Genomic DNA, 14,952 nt, shown 5'->3' on the forward strand with positions numbered 1-14,952 from the left:
TTAATATTAATATAATGAACTTTGATATTTTAAATTAAAAATTATTTGAATTTACGAGGTGTATTGATATGAATGGAAAAAAACTTACAAGGTCATTAATAGACAGAAAAATTGCCGGAGTATGCGGTGGCTTAGGCGAATATTTAAACGTTGACCCAACAATAATTAGAATAATATGGGCAATGCTTGCTCTAATAGGCGGAGGCGGACTAATTTTGTACCTAATTTGTGCCTTAGTGATACCCGAAGCAAGTTATTAAAGACAACCTTGCCTTGCTTTAGATTAATTGCAGGTGAAAATATTTATTTGGTGGGGATAAAATGTAAAAACCATGAACCAGTTTGAAATACTGAGTTCATGGTTTTATTTTTTTGAAAAGCGTACAAAAAACGTACCAAGTTATTATTTTTCAATTCTTTTATAGTTTTTGTCATTATATATCGCTTTTATTTACTGCATATTCTGTATATTTAATGTATTTTTATTTTGTGGGTCAGATACAATTTATGAAACTTTTATAATTTCTAGAAAAAATGTCTACTAATTTAGGCATCGATAGTAAATTCTTGACAAATTGTCTTTAATTTTTTGGTATTTAAACTTTTCTTAAATCAAACTATGTGTTATTATTAAAATAATGTAAAAAGTATAACTAATCCTTAATTACTTTATAAAATTAATTTAATTCTAAACTGGAGTTTTATATGAAAGGAATAATACTTGCAGGCGGTTCGGGTACAAGACTTTACCCAGCCACAAAAGTAATATCTAAGCAAATAATACCAATTTATGATAAACCGATGATATATTATCCATTATCTACATTAATGTTGGCAAATATTAGAGAAATATTAATAATTTCTACGCCAAATGATATAAAGTTTTATCAAGATTTGTTTGGTGATGGCTCTCAGTTGGGATTGAATTTGAGCTACGAAATACAACCAAGTCCGGATGGTTTGGCACAAGCATTTATTATTGGCGAAAAATTTATAGAAAATGACAATGTGTGTTTAGTCCTAGGAGATAATATCTTTTATGGGAAGGGATTTACAGGAGCACTTAAACAAGCGACATCTTTAAAAGATGGAGCAGTAATATTTGGCTATTATGTGAATAATCCATCTGATTTTGGAGTAGTAGAGTTTGATAAAAATGGTAATGTAATCTCATTAGAAGAAAAACCAAAAGAGCCCAAGTCTAATTATGCAATACCGGGACTTTATTTTTATGACAATAACGTTGTAGAAATAGCAAAAAACGTAAAACCATCAGCTAGAGGAGAATTAGAAATAACTTCTGTAAGTGAAGAATATTTAAAAAGAGGGAAATTAAAAGTAGAGCTGTTTGGTAGAGGTATGGCTTGGCTAGATACTGGTACACACGAAGGCCTGCTTGAAGCAGCTAATTTTGTGCAAACAATGCAAAAAAGAACTGGCTTGTATATATCAAGTATAGAAGAGATTGCTTATAATAATGGATTTATAGATAAACAGCAGCTTATAAAATTAGCAGAGCCACTTATGAAGTCTGATTATGGGAAGTATTTAATAAAAATAGCACAAGAGAGTATGATTTAAAAAGAATATATTTGATTTTATTAAAATGGCATCTATAAATTAGGGAGTTTAAAAAGTGAATAAATATATTGAAAATTTTATAAAATATAAGGCACTTATTATAGAGTTGGTTATTAGAGATGTCAAAATAAAATATAGAAGGTCATTTTTGGGGATATTTTGGAGCCTTATTAATCCACTTTTGATGATGATGGTTTTAAATATTGTTTTTTCAGATTTATTCAAAATAGAGATTGATAATTTTCTAATGTATTTATTAACCGGACAAATATTATTTGCTTTCTTATCTGAAGCTACAAGTTCTGCTATGCAGTCTGTTATTTCAAATGCGTCATTGATAAAAAAAGTCTATATACCAAAGTACATATTTCCTATTTCTAAGGTTATGTCCTCCTTTGTCAACTTACTTTTTTCATTGCTGGCTATTTTTATCATGATGATGATAACCAAAGTAGAGTTTTCAGTTAGTTTAATAATGGTTATTCCGCTTTTTTGTATGTTTTTGATATTTGTAATGGGAATTGGAATACTTTTATCTTCGGTAACTGTTTTTTTTAGGGATATAATTTATTTGTATGGGATTTTTATAAGTATATGGATGTACTTTACTCCTATTATGTATCCGCAGAGCATTATCCCTGAAAAATACAGTATAGTAATAATGGCAAATCCTTTATATTATTATATCAAGTATTTCAGATTGATAGTGATGGATGGAAAATTTCCTGATTTATATTTGACTTTAGTTTGTTTAATTATTGCTCTTTTAACATTTATACTAGGGTTAATAGTTTTTAAAAAAGTACAGGATAAGTTTATATTATATATATGAATGAGAGACGATGAATGGATAAGGCTGTAGAAGTAAAAAATGTATCTATAAGTTTCAATCTTGGAAAAGAAAAAATTTTAAGTTTAAAAGAATATATAATAAAATTAGTAAAAAAAGAATTGTTTTTTGAAGAGTTTAAGGCTTTAGATGATATAAGCTTTGATATAAAAAAAGGGGAAGTGTTTGGGATTGTTGGATTAAATGGGGCAGGAAAAAGCACACTTTTAAAAATCATAGCCGGGGTTATGAAACCTGACAAGGGTACAGTTAAAACATTTGGAAGTATTGCTCCTTTAATAGAATTAGGAGCAGGTTTTGATATGGAGCTTACTGCATATGAAAATATTTTTTTGAATGGTGCAGTTTTAGGATATAGTAAGCAGTTTATGAAATCAAAACTAAATGAAATCATTGATTTTTCAGAGTTATACGATTTTATAGATGTTCCGATTAAAAATTTTTCATCCGGAATGGTAGCAAGGCTGGGGTTTTCGATAGCCACTATTGTCGAACCAAATATTTTGATAGTTGATGAGATACTTTCAGTAGGGGATTTTAAATTTCAAGAAAAATGTAATGAAAGAATAAATAAAATGATGGAAAACGGAACTACAATTATAATAGTATCGCATTCAATTGAGCAAATTGAAGAGATATGTGATAGAGCACTTTTGATAGAGCATGGTAAAATTATAAAGTTGGGAGATGCTAAGACAGTTTGTGAATACTTTAAAAATAATTAGTATAATAAAAAAAAATATCAAATCTTTATTGAATTTACTATGTTTTATATGTTATAAAAGAAAAATTATTTCAGATAATAAAAAAAATGCTAATAAGATTTTGATATTATTTCCATCTCCAAGTGTTCCTTGGTCGTATATGTTTCAAAGACCTCAGCAATTAGCAAAATTTTTTGCAAGAGCAGGTAAAACAAAAGATGTTGTAGTTTATTATGGGGTACAAAACAACTTTAAATTTACCCCGGACAAAACAGTGAAAGGTACTTTCTTTTTAGAAGATAATCTATTCTTGTATAATGATTATTCAAATGGAAAACTTTTAGAAACTTTTAATAAAATTGTCATTTGGAGATATTGGGCAACGCAAAAAGAATATTTATCAAATATACAAAAAAATGTGCAAGTAATAAATGTATATGATGTTGTCGATGATGTAGCAGTTTATGATTACAATAAAAAGCAACTCAGTGACCACGCATACCTAGAAAAAAAATCTGAAATAGTTGTTACTAGTTCTAAAAGGCTAAAAAAACTATCAAAAAGAGAGGATATCTTTTTGATGCCAAATGCGTGTGATTATGATTTTTTTGCAAATCCAAATGATAATGATATAAATTTGTTAGACAAAAATTTGCAAGAAAAAATAAAAGGTAATAAAGTAAAAGTTTGTTATTATGGTGCAATAGCTGATTGGTTTGATACAGATTTACTGGTTGAATGTGCAAAAAGTTATCCTGACTGGGAGTTTATCATAATAGGAAGGTTGTATGATAATATAGGATTTATTGATAAAATATTTGATTATAAAAACATAGTACACTTTGATGCTATTGATTATAATTTATTACCAATTATTTTATCTAAAATTAACATAGCAATTATACCTTTTAAAATCAATGATATTACAAAATCTACATCCCCTGTAAAATTATTTGAGTATTTAGCAGCGGGCAAACCAACAGTAACTACTCAATTATATGAAATAACGGATATAAAAACTGTATTTATTTCTAGTACATACGAAGAGTTTATATCTAATTTGAGTAAAGCTGAAATAAAAAGTAAAGATTCTGATTTTATAAAAGAGATGAAAAATATAGCAAAAAATAACTCTTGGGAAAAACGAATAGAAGATTTTTTTGATTTTTTGGAGGAAAAGCTTGCTGAATAAGAAAAAGGTTGTAGTTTTTGCAAGAAAAGACAATACATTAAATCCGGGAGGAGATAGTGAGCAGATAAGACAAATTTGTCAGTGGCTTGAAAAAAATGATTGTGACATTGTTTTAGTAAGTGAACCAAATGAAAATTTGCAAAATTTTGATTTAGCTTTTATTTTCAATCTTACGATACCATTTGAGTGCATTTTACCTGTCTTATGGTGTTTAAAGTATAAGATTCCATATGTAATTTTTCCAATATTTTGGAGACTAGATACACTTAGTATGAAACACTATGATACAACTGATTATATGTCTATGGAGTTTATTGAAAAAGTAAAGTTTCAGTTAAAAAAAATCATAAGAATAAAAGATTTTTACAATTATTTTAATGATTATATTAAAATAACAAAAAACTCAAAAACATTGATAGAGTTTGTATTAGAAAACGCATACATGATTTGCCCTGACAGTTATGCAGAAAAAGAGCATTTAAGAGAGCATTTCAATTTCAAAAATGATTCCATACTAATTGTATACAACGCAATAGAAAGTAACTTATATTTAAAAAGCTCTCCAAGCATTTTAAAAAGTGGGATTTACTGTATAGGAGGCATAGGACCAAGAAAAAACCAACTTACACTTTTAAAAGCAGTAGAAAGCACTGATTTAAAAATTCATTTGATAGGAAAAAATAACAAGAAAGATAAGAGTTATTATAATAAAATTGCTAAGCACCAAAATAATGTAATAATGGAGGGCTGGAAACCACATTCTGAGGTTATTGACACCTTGACAAAAGCAGAAATATATATTCAGCCTAGTTATATAGAGACTCCTGGTATCGCAAGTATGGAGGCGTTTTGCTTAGGGTGTAAGACCATATTGTCTGATGTACCACCAGTAAGGGAGTATTTTTCAGATTTAGTATCATATATTTCACCTTATGACAAAGCTGATATTAAACAGAGCCTGTTGAAAGAATTAGACAGAGAATATAATTATGCGCAAAATATAGAAAAAATTGAGTATTTTAATAATAGGTTTTCATGGGATAATGTGCTTGAAAGTTTAAAATATATTTTTAAATAATTTCGGAGATTAATATGGAAATTATTAACATGGAAGGTTTAAAAAACCCAGTACCTGAAACATGGGATAAGGTAGCAGAAAATTATACTTTAGAACTAGCTGAAGGAGAAAAAAAGTTAGCATTAGAAATATTGAATATAATACAGACAATGGGGTTGGAAAAAGGTGCTCGAATTTTAGAGTTAGGGTGCGGTAGTGGGCATCTATCCGCTTTTTTGTCATTAAACGGATATAAAGTAGATTTGCTTGATTTTAGTGAAAAAGCAATTGAAAAAGCAAAAAAAACGTTTAAATTTTATAAATTAGAGGCTAATTTTTTTCAAGCAGATATGATGAACTTGCCAAAATTTGAAAATAGCTATGATTTAATATGGAATAGTGGAGTGATGGAGCATTTTACATCACAAGATTTGAGCGTTATGGCAAAAGAGTTTTCATCAAAATTTAATTGCCCTTATCTTTGTATAGTTCCTAATCCAAAATCGTTACCTTATCTATTGTATAGATTTAATATGATAGAAAAGGGACTTTGGAATGTTGGTAAAGAGTATTTAAGAAAAGATTATGCAAAACTATTTATGCAAAATGGATATAATCTATTAGATGTTTTTTATTTAGGGGACAGCTACACAGTAGAATGGTTTAAAAGTTCAGGGAAATCAAGTGAATTAGAATATGTTGCATCTAATTTTGAAAAGATGTTAAAAAATGGTCTTATTCCTGAGGAAGAAAAATACTTAGTGGCATATTTATTTAAAATAGAAGAAACTGTAGCAGAAAACAAGATGGTTAACAATACTGAATTAGAAAGTTCTTTTTTTGATTTAGTAGCTACATTTAATGCAGTTAGAAACGAATATATCTCAGATAAAAATAAATTAGACGCTAATTTAAATAATCTATCTAATCAATTAGAAAATAAAAATAATATAATAAATCAAAAGAATGATGAAATAATTGAAAAAGCTAAAATAATAAATAATAATAACGAAATCATTGAAGAATTTAAAAGTAGCTTTAATGATATTGAACTTGAAAATAAAAGCCTTAAAGACAAGTTGCAAAATAATGAAAAACTTAGTAATGTTTTAGAACAATTTATAAATGAGTCTAATCTAAATTTACCAGTTTATAATGAAATCTTAAATGGATATGATTTTAAATCTGTGGATGCATCTGATGAATTTAGTCTAAAAATGTATTTTAAAGAATATATCAATCAGATAATACATCTTCTGGCTCAAAACAAATACTTAAATGAAGAAATTGTATTAGAAGAAAATAAAATATTAAATGCGGCTAATTCTATAAAACTTCTTTCCCAAACTAAACCTTATAAATTAGCACATTTATTAAGAAAATTTAAATTTCAATATCTTAAAGGCAGCAAAGAAGAAAAAAATGAATTTAAAACATGGTTATATTCAAAACTATGTAAAAAAGATTGCTATTCAACATTTGAAGATGGACATTTTACAATATATAGCGTAATTGATATATTGGAAAATAAGAAAAAAATTAAAGATGCATCAGAGAATGATTGTGTTATAAAAGAAAAAAATCATGCAGCAGAAAAGCTACAGACAGATTTTGATGGATATGTGAAGTCGATTAAACAAAGTTATGCAATAAGTTTATATGAAGAATCTGATGAAATATATAAAACAATTTGTGACAAAATTTCTGAAAAAAATAGTGGTATTATAGTTTATCCACCAGCAGTACATTGGCAGCCGATACAAAGAACACAACATATTTTAAGAGAATTTGCTAGAAATGGTTTTATAGCAATATTTTGTGAAACTAATGTACAAGATAATAATTATTTTAGAGAAGAAGAAAAAAATTTATTTGTCAGTAATTGCCCCGAATTGGTTTTAAAAGCTATTAAAAGAAAATCAGTGATTGTTCTTTGCACATGGGCAGTTCAATTATCGTTTATAAATTTATTGGATAATCCAATTATTTGGTATGATATTTTAGATAAAATAGATTTTTTTAGTATGTATGATAATGCTTATAAAAATTCACATGATAAATTAGTGAAATATGCACATATTTTAAGTTATTCTTCAAAACTGTTAGAAAAGTATACAAACAAAAGGAAAGATGCATTATATCTTCCAAATGCTGTAAATGTGGAAGATTTTATGAAAAATAAATCAGCCAAGAACGAATTTATAAAAGAAATAAAAAATAAGTATGACAATATAATTGGATACTACGGTGCAGTTGAAAAATGGTTTGACCAAAATCTCCTATATGAATTGGCAAAAAAACACACCAAATGGGCATTTGTTATAATTGGATATGTTGGAGTAGATATCGAGAAACTAAAAAAATTGAATAATATTTATTTTGTCGGCAAGATACCCTATGAAAAATTAAGTGGGTATGCTAATTATTTTGATGTGGCAATAATTCCATTTATAGTAAATGATTTAACAAATTGTGTATCACCGGTAAAATTCTTTGAATATTCAGCTCTTGGCAAGCCGGTTGTATCTACAAATATTAGTGAAATGCTATGTTATGAATCGGATATAGTCAAAATAGCTAACAGTCCTATGGAATTTGACAAGGCGTTGACTCAAGTGCTACAACTTTCGCAAGATTATGTTGCATCAAAAGCAAAAGAGCTTGCTGAAAAAAATACATGGGCAAAAAGAGTAAAGGCAGTTTTATATAAAATAGATTCTGAAATAATGTTATACAGTCTATTTTCAAATCCAAATGATAAAAAAGATATAGCTATATTTACAGAAACTTTTACTAGTTTTGATGGGCAAAAATTTTTTGCAGGTGGTGCGGAAAGATATCTAATTGATTTAGTTCAGGTCTGCAATGAATTGGGATTGAATGCAAAAATATATCAGTATGGGAAATATCCGTGGTTTAGGAAGATATATGGATTAGATGTTGAGTCACTATATTATAAAGGTGCAAATTGTGATGATATAAGTATGACCTCTATACAAAAATTTAATAGAGAATTTTTCTTGGAAACATATAAAAAGTCAAAATTGTGTATTTACTCTCCCTTTTTTCTTACTAATCCAAAAACAGTTTCTCCAAATATAGGCATCAGTCACGGTATTTGTTGGGATAGTAAATATAATAATTGGAAAGGATATACTCAATTTCAAAATAATAATAGCAGATTTATATATGGGGCAAAGAATGTAGAAAGTATTGTATCTGTTGATACAAATACGGCTAACTGGTTACAGACTATAGATTTTGAAACTTCAAAACGAGTAAGAGTAATTCCAAACTATGTGGATATAGACGAATTCAATCCAAAAAATAAAACTCTAAATTCAAATAAAATTGTTATTACCTATCCTCGTAGACTTTATGAGGCAAGAGGATTATATCTTGTTTTAGATATAATAGATGATATACTAGATAATTATGAAAATGTGGAATTTCATTTTGTAGGCAGAGGATTTCCTGAAGATACCTACAATGTAGAAAATAAAATTAAAAAGTGGGGAGATAGAATAAAATGGTATTTCTTGTTACCGGATGAAATGCCAAAAGTATATCAATATTCAGATATTATATTAATACCAACACTTTATAGTGAAGGGACAAGTCTGTCATGCCTTGAGGCGATGGCGTCAGGAAATGCGATAATAGCTACTAGAGTGGGAGGATTGACTGATTTAATTATAGACGATTACAACGGTAAGCTTATTGGGTTGAATCCTGATGATTTGAAAAAAGCTTTAATAGATCTTATAGAAAATAAAGACAAAAGAGAATTCTATGGAACTAATGCAAGAGCTATTGCATTGTCCTTTTCTAAAGAAAAGTGGAAAAATAACTGGAAAGAAGTTATAAAGGCAATAATAAATGAAAAAAAATCTATAAGTCATGAAGTTATTAAGACAAAATATCTTATTGTATACATTAATAATTTTAAGCAAATTGATAATAACAATTTAAAAAGAGTTATTAAAGAAAAATTGTTAGATGATTATTTAGTGGAGATTAGATGTGAAAATATAGATGATGAGAGCATTATAAAAAATAGCTTTGGAAGGTTACAGTTTCTGAAAAAAGATGCCGAATTACTTTCAATGCCTGATTGTATTCTCTATGAAAAAACAATGGAAGATTTTGTAAAAGGAAATAAGCTTTTCGAAGATGTTGAAAAGAAATCAATGATTTTATAGATGTTTAAAGAAATTAAAAGTAAAATGACAAATTACTGTTTTTAAATAAGGATGAGAGCAAGTGCAAAATGAAAAAAATAAAAAGGAGAAATTTTACTCTTTTTCATCGCTAGCAATATCTATAATGCTGATAATTAGTCATGCTTGGTATTTAAACTACCAAAAAAATAACATAATGGATTTTAATTATAAGTTTGCAATTATTAGATTTTTGACAACAATAATTATATTTTCATTTTTATTTGTGAAGTGCAAAAAAAATAATGCAGATAGTAGCAAAAAAACTATATATTTTGAAAAGATACTTGAATATAGTTTGTATTTTATACCTATAATCTTATTTTTTGGCATAGAATTTTTGGTTGGGAATTTTAAATACTTTGACTGGAGTAATCTTGCATTAAATATAATTATTTACTATGCTATTTATTTGATACTGTATTTAATTTTAAATGACCTACATTTGTCTGCTTATATATTGTCTATATTAGGCATGATTTTAATATTAGCACAGTATTTTATACTCAGATTTAGAGGGACGCCACTATTACCATTAGATTTTCTCATGGTAAATACTGCCGCTACAGTTGCTAGTAGTTATAAATTATATATAGATTATAGTATCTTTGTTATTTTTTTGTTACTGATTTTGTACCTCTATAAAACTAGGATTGTTAAAAAAAATATAAAACAAAAGAAAAATAAATTTATTTTATTTATTGTAGTGGTATTTTTTTGTAGTTTTATAAATATAAAATCTAAAATCAATTTTTTTGAATTAAATTTGTTTGAGACGATAAATAATTATTATAAATATGGCTTTGCACTAACACTTGTAAATGAATTTAAAAATTTGAAAATAAAAATGCCTATTGGGTATAGTGATAAAATCGCAAAAGAGAGTTTAAATAAAAGTCAATATATAGTAGAAGGTTCTAAAGAAAGTGAGATACAACCGGAAAACATCATAGTGATTATGTCTGAAGCGTTTGCTGATTTGGAAAATCTTGGGAATATCAGTATAAAAGATGGAATAAAAAGCACACCATTCATAAAATCTTTGATAGAAAACAATACATCAGGATATGTTAGTGTGCCAACCTATGGAGGTGTTACAGCTAATTCCGAATATGAATTTTTAACTGGAAATTCACTGCATTTTTTTCCTCCCGGTTATGTGCCGTACCAGTTAAACACGCATAAAATTAAAAGCAATATTATAAATACTCTTAAAATGTATGGCTATCATTGTTGTGCAATGCATACATATATTGGGAAAAATTATAATAGAAATGTTGTTTATCCTCAGCTTGGCTTTGATGAATATATAACTGATAATTATGGTGATGTGGAATTTATAAGAACTTTTCCAAGTGATGTACTTTCCTACAATATTTTAATTGACAAAATAAAGCAGACAGATGGAAAGTTATTTTCATTTTTAATTACAATTCAAAATCATGGTGGATATGCCATAGATGGCTATGATAATGAAGTAAATTTGTGTTATGAGCAAAGCTATCCACAAGCAGAGCAATATCTATCTCTTTTACAATTGACAGATAGGCAGATAAAAGACTTTATTGAACAACTCAGTAAAATAGATGAAAATACAATGGTAGTATTTTTTGGAGACCATTTACCATTAATTGAAGAAAGCTTTTATAATACAATAATGGGCAAGGATAGAGGTTCTTTAAGTACATTCGAATACCAAAAATTATATGAAACCCCATTTTTTATATGGAAGAATTATGAAAATGAAGGAGCTAAAAATAAAAAGAAAAATTTGAGTTTAAATTATTTTGGACCATATGTTTTATCTGAGGCAAATATTCCTGTTGATGGATATAATAAATATTTATTAGATTTAATGTCAAAAATACCTATTATAGGTCAAGGTGGGATACAAACAAGTAATGGAGACTGGTTTAATTATGAAGATATTCAAGAAAATGAAAAACAGTTGCTTGACCAATATGAGATAGTCCAGTATTATACGCAAACGAAAGAATACAGAAACTCATTATTGCAAAATCAAAAATAAAAAAATGATGTATGTTGAAAATATCAAGAGATATTGTGTAACATGGATTTTATGGAGATTAAATTTATGAAGTATCTAATAACAGGTTCAAACGGTCAGCTCGGTAGGGCTTTACAAGAAGAATTTAAAAACAGTTCTGATGAAATAATATTACATGATGTGGATACTTTAGACATAACTGATAATAAGCAGGTTGAGGAAATACTACACAAGGCAAAGCCGAATGTAGTTTTTAACTGTGCTGCATATACTAATGTTGACAAGTGTGAAGAAAATATTGAATTGGCATACAAGATAAATGCTCTTGGTGTGCAAAATTTGGCTATGTCTTGCAAAAATATTGGAGCAAAATTAGTTCACATTTCTACTGATTATGTATTTTCAGGTGATGAGAAAGCTCCTAGAATAGAAAGTGATTTTACAGCTCCAAGGACTGTATACGGGAAAAGTAAGTTATATGGCGAAGAATTGTTAAAACAATTTGGAGAAAGATATTTTATAGTCCGTACTGCATGGCTTTATGGTGATGGTAACAACTTTGTAAGGACTATGCTAAAGCTTTCAAAAGACCATAATAAGCTTACTGTAGTAGGCGACCAATTTGGTTCACCTACTAATGCAAAAGACCTTGCTAAAGTTTTAATTGAGCTTAGTAAGACACAGTATTATGGCTTATATCATGGCACTTGTCAAGGTAGTTGCTCTTGGTATGAGTTTACAAAAAAAATTTATGAAATAATGGGTATAAAAAATGAAGTCATAAAAGTGACTTCAGAAGAATTTAAAAGACCTGCACCTAGACCTAATTATTCTATTCTTGATAACTTCTGTTTAAGGCTAAGAGGTTTAGATAGATTTAGACCTTGGGAAGAGGCTATAAAAGATTATTTGGAAAATGATAAAGATTGGCGAGGAGATAATTTATAATTATATATTGCAATTGACTATTTGTTTTTAAAAATGTTATATATCATTTTTATTTTTATAAGGTAGGTGTAAAGGATGGCTGTTGTAACTTTTAATGTAGAAGACGATTTAAGAGAAAAAGTACAATAAGTGATGGATAGCATAGGAATTGATATGCAGACTACGTTAACTATATTTTTGAAACAGATAGCTAGAGAAAATAGAATACCGGTTGATTTATATGTTGATACTACATATGAGGACAACTTTTATTCTAAATCTAATATGTATGCACTTAGAGAATCTATTGAGCAATATAACAAAGGTAATACCAATATACCTTTAAAATCGTAGTATAATAAATTTATATCTCACTTATCCATTTTCTTAATGTTATACTTTTTACCATTTCATTCGTTAGCTTATTTATTGTTTTGCATAATCTGTTAATTACAGCTTTTAATGTTTTAAATTCTTCATTCTTGAACCTCATCTGACGGATTTGTTTCAATATCTGTTCTATGGGGTTCATTTCTGGTGTATATGGTGGTATATGTAGTATCTCTACATCATCAGGTATATCTAATCCTTTTGATTTATGCCACAGTGCTCCGCACACCTTTGTAATTATTTTTACAATATTCCTGCAATCCTTTTTCTTTGAATCTTCTTAACAAGGTGGCTACATAGTTAGGTGTGTACTGTATAATTTCTGCGATTTCAACATTCTTATATCCTTGAAATCTCAGAGTTATTACTCGTAATTTTTTATCTAGCGTCTTATTATTGTTAGCTTTTCTTATTTCTTCAACTTGTTTATATTCTTGTTCACCTATTTCGTATATTTTTCTCATAATTCATTATTATACTATATTCATTATTATACTATAAATTTAAAGGTATGTAAGTATGAGTTTTATATTTATAAAATTTCCCCAATATTTAATTTTCAGATATGGTGATTTTTTTAATAGATAATAGAATAAAACAATAAAAAAGGGTTTCTGATTAACAACATTGCTAATCAGAAACCCTTTTTATTAAAATTTAATTATTTACTTCTACGCTGTCTTCATCAACAGGTCTTGGGGTTTTTACTATTTTATCATAATATAATTTATCCATTGCAAGGGCGATGGCATTATCCCCTGATACGTTTGCAGCAGTACCAAAGCTGTCTTGAGTTAGATATAAAGAAATAAGTAATGATGCCATGCTACCTGATGGGTCAACACCAAGCACTGGTAAAAATGGTAGGGCACTCATAACTGCACCGCCGGGAGCACCTGGAGCTGCTACCATTGCTACGCCAAGAATTGCGATAAATTGGAACATCAGACCAAAGCTATGAGGCATATCAAACATTACTAGCATTGTATAAGTACAAGCAGTAATTGTAATCATAGAACCAGGCATATGGACAGTCGCACATAGAGGTACAACGAATTCTCTTATAGGTTTGCTTACACCATTTTTCTTTGCTACTCCAACGTTAACTGGTATAGTTGCAGCAGAAGATTGTGTACCTATAGCGGTCATATATCCAGTAACCTGATTTCTCATCCAAGTAAATGGGCCTTGATGTCTATACGCTCCTGTAATAAGAAACATAGCACTAACATATAATAGATGTAAAATAACGATACATAGGAAAATCTTCCAAAAAATTCCTAAAACTATAAATACAGAGCCTGAATAAGACATATTTGCAAAGTTTCCGAAAATAAAATAAGGAAGTAATGGAACTATTGCTACATCAAGGACTTTTACAATTATGTCGTTGAATTCATCGAATATATGATATAAATATTCTCCCTTTTTAGTTTTAGTTCTTAAATATGAAATACTAATTCCCATCATAAATGCAAAAACTAATGCTCCTGTTACATCAAGTAGTGGTGATAGTGGAATTTTGAAGATAGGTTCTAGGCTAGCATCTGTTGCATTTTGAATTTTGTCTGCTAAGTCTTTAGTTATGAAACTTGGAAAAATGCTGTGTGACATTGTGTAAGATAAAGATCCAGCAATTAAGGTTGATACATAGGAAATACATACTGTTGCTGCCAAAAGTTTTCCGGCACCTTCGGTAAGTTCTGCGATACCTTTGGTTACAAAAGCCAATATCATAAGTGGGATTATGAATGACAAAAATGAACCAAAGATGGTTGAGAATGTTACAGCAATCTGCGTAACAACTGGTGGTAAATATTTACCAACTAGTATACCTAGTATTATAGCAACTATAAGTTTTGGTATCAAACCAAGCGTTACTTTTTTAGTTTCAGACATTTGAAACCTCCTAAAAAATAAAATTATAAACCCAATTTATTATATATTAAATCAGTATTTTTTACAATTGAAATTTCAATAAAAAATTAAGTATTAAATATATGAAACATAAGGCATTAATATA

The 14,952-nt window shown here is 28.2% G+C and carries 12 protein-coding genes; 10 read left to right on the plus strand and 2 right to left on the minus strand.

The window, feature by feature from the left end; all coding sequences use genetic code 11:
• The first annotated feature begins 68 nt into the window (after positions 1 to 68).
• The 10 genes from BBG48_RS01805 to BBG48_RS01850 all read left to right on the plus strand — a co-directional run bounded on the left by BBG48_RS01805 (position 69) and on the right by BBG48_RS01850 (position 12,893).
• Positions 69 to 260, plus strand: a complete 192-nt coding sequence (locus tag BBG48_RS01805) for a PspC domain-containing protein (RefSeq protein WP_068914268.1) — start codon at positions 69 to 71, stop codon at positions 258 to 260.
• A 445-nt stretch (positions 261 to 705) separates the two neighbouring features.
• Positions 706 to 1,581 carry a glucose-1-phosphate thymidylyltransferase RfbA gene (rfbA, locus tag BBG48_RS01810; RefSeq protein WP_068914267.1) on the plus strand — a complete coding sequence of 292 codons (876 nt, stop codon included), beginning with the start codon at positions 706 to 708 and terminating at the stop codon, positions 1,579 to 1,581.
• A gap of 55 nt (positions 1,582 to 1,636) precedes the next feature.
• On the plus strand, positions 1,637 to 2,413 hold the full coding sequence (locus BBG48_RS01815; protein WP_068914266.1) for an ABC transporter permease: 777 nt from the start codon (positions 1,637 to 1,639) through the stop codon (positions 2,411 to 2,413).
• Positions 2,414 to 2,427: 14 nt separating this feature from the next.
• Positions 2,428 to 3,156 carry an ABC transporter ATP-binding protein gene (locus BBG48_RS01820; protein ID WP_068914265.1) on the plus strand — a complete coding sequence of 243 codons (729 nt, stop codon included), beginning with the start codon at positions 2,428 to 2,430 and terminating at the stop codon, positions 3,154 to 3,156.
• A complete protein-coding gene (locus tag BBG48_RS01825) occupies positions 3,134 to 4,327 on the plus strand; it encodes a glycosyltransferase family protein (protein WP_068914264.1) in 1,194 nt (397 codons plus the stop codon). The genes BBG48_RS01820 and BBG48_RS01825 overlap by 23 nt, the downstream gene beginning before the upstream one ends.
• Complete coding sequence (locus tag BBG48_RS01830) at positions 4,317 to 5,405, plus strand: glycosyltransferase (RefSeq protein WP_068914263.1); 1,089 nt, start codon at positions 4,317 to 4,319, stop codon at positions 5,403 to 5,405. Before BBG48_RS01825 ends, BBG48_RS01830 begins: the two co-directional genes overlap by 11 nt.
• Positions 5,406 to 5,419: 14 nt before the next feature.
• Positions 5,420 to 9,586: a glycosyltransferase gene (locus BBG48_RS01835; protein ID WP_068914262.1), complete on the plus strand. Its 4,167-nt coding sequence runs from the start codon at positions 5,420 to 5,422 to the stop codon at positions 9,584 to 9,586.
• Positions 9,587 to 10,370: 784 nt separating this feature from the next.
• Positions 10,371 to 11,633, plus strand: a complete 1,263-nt coding sequence (locus tag BBG48_RS10950; RefSeq protein WP_158527892.1) for an LTA synthase family protein — start codon at positions 10,371 to 10,373, stop codon at positions 11,631 to 11,633.
• Positions 11,634 to 11,699: 66 nt separating this feature from the next.
• Positions 11,700 to 12,560: a dTDP-4-dehydrorhamnose reductase gene (gene rfbD / locus BBG48_RS01845; RefSeq protein WP_068914260.1), complete on the plus strand. Its 861-nt coding sequence runs from the start codon at positions 11,700 to 11,702 to the stop codon at positions 12,558 to 12,560.
• Between the two features lie 153 nt (positions 12,561 to 12,713).
• Positions 12,714 to 12,893, plus strand: coding sequence for a hypothetical protein (locus BBG48_RS01850; RefSeq protein ID WP_068914259.1), 180 nt, complete (start codon positions 12,714 to 12,716; stop codon positions 12,891 to 12,893).
• A gap of 242 nt (positions 12,894 to 13,135) precedes the next feature.
• Here BBG48_RS01850 and BBG48_RS01855 read toward each other — a convergent pair whose 3' ends face one another.
• Both BBG48_RS01855 and BBG48_RS01860 read right to left on the minus strand, forming a co-directional pair.
• On the minus strand, positions 13,136 to 13,393 hold the full coding sequence (locus BBG48_RS01855; RefSeq protein WP_116170929.1) for a helix-turn-helix domain-containing protein: 258 nt from the start codon (positions 13,391 to 13,393) through the stop codon (positions 13,136 to 13,138).
• A gap of 193 nt (positions 13,394 to 13,586) precedes the next feature.
• Entirely contained in the window at positions 13,587 to 14,828 is a 1,242-nt protein-coding gene (locus BBG48_RS01860; RefSeq protein WP_068914257.1) for a dicarboxylate/amino acid:cation symporter, read from the minus strand.
• Positions 14,829 to 14,952: the final 124 nt, after the last annotated feature.

Source organism: Criibacterium bergeronii, from assembly GCF_001693775.2.
GTDB classification, from domain to species: Bacteria; Bacillota; Clostridia; order Peptostreptococcales; family Filifactoraceae; genus Peptoanaerobacter; species Peptoanaerobacter bergeronii.

What these genes read in the sequence shown, in the direction of transcription:
- BBG48_RS01850 (WP_068914259.1), top strand. Translation starts at nt 12,714, where the DNA reads ATGCAGACTACGTTAACTATATTTTTGAAACAGATAGCTAGAGAAAAT.
- rfbD (WP_068914260.1), top strand. Translation starts at nt 11,700, where the DNA reads ATGAAGTATCTAATAACAGGTTCAAACGGTCAGCTCGGTAGGGCTTTA.
- BBG48_RS01855 (WP_116170929.1), bottom strand. Translation starts at nt 13,393, where the DNA reads ATGAGAAAAATATACGAAATAGGTGAACAAGAATATAAACAAGTTGAA.
- BBG48_RS01835 (WP_068914262.1), top strand. Translation starts at nt 5,420, where the DNA reads ATGGAAATTATTAACATGGAAGGTTTAAAAAACCCAGTACCTGAAACA.
- BBG48_RS01805 (WP_068914268.1), top strand. Translation starts at nt 69, where the DNA reads ATGAATGGAAAAAAACTTACAAGGTCATTAATAGACAGAAAAATTGCC.
- rfbA (WP_068914267.1), top strand. Translation starts at nt 706, where the DNA reads ATGAAAGGAATAATACTTGCAGGCGGTTCGGGTACAAGACTTTACCCA.
- BBG48_RS01860 (WP_068914257.1), bottom strand. Translation starts at nt 14,828, where the DNA reads ATGTCTGAAACTAAAAAAGTAACGCTTGGTTTGATACCAAAACTTATA.
- BBG48_RS01820 (WP_068914265.1), top strand. Translation starts at nt 2,428, where the DNA reads ATGGATAAGGCTGTAGAAGTAAAAAATGTATCTATAAGTTTCAATCTT.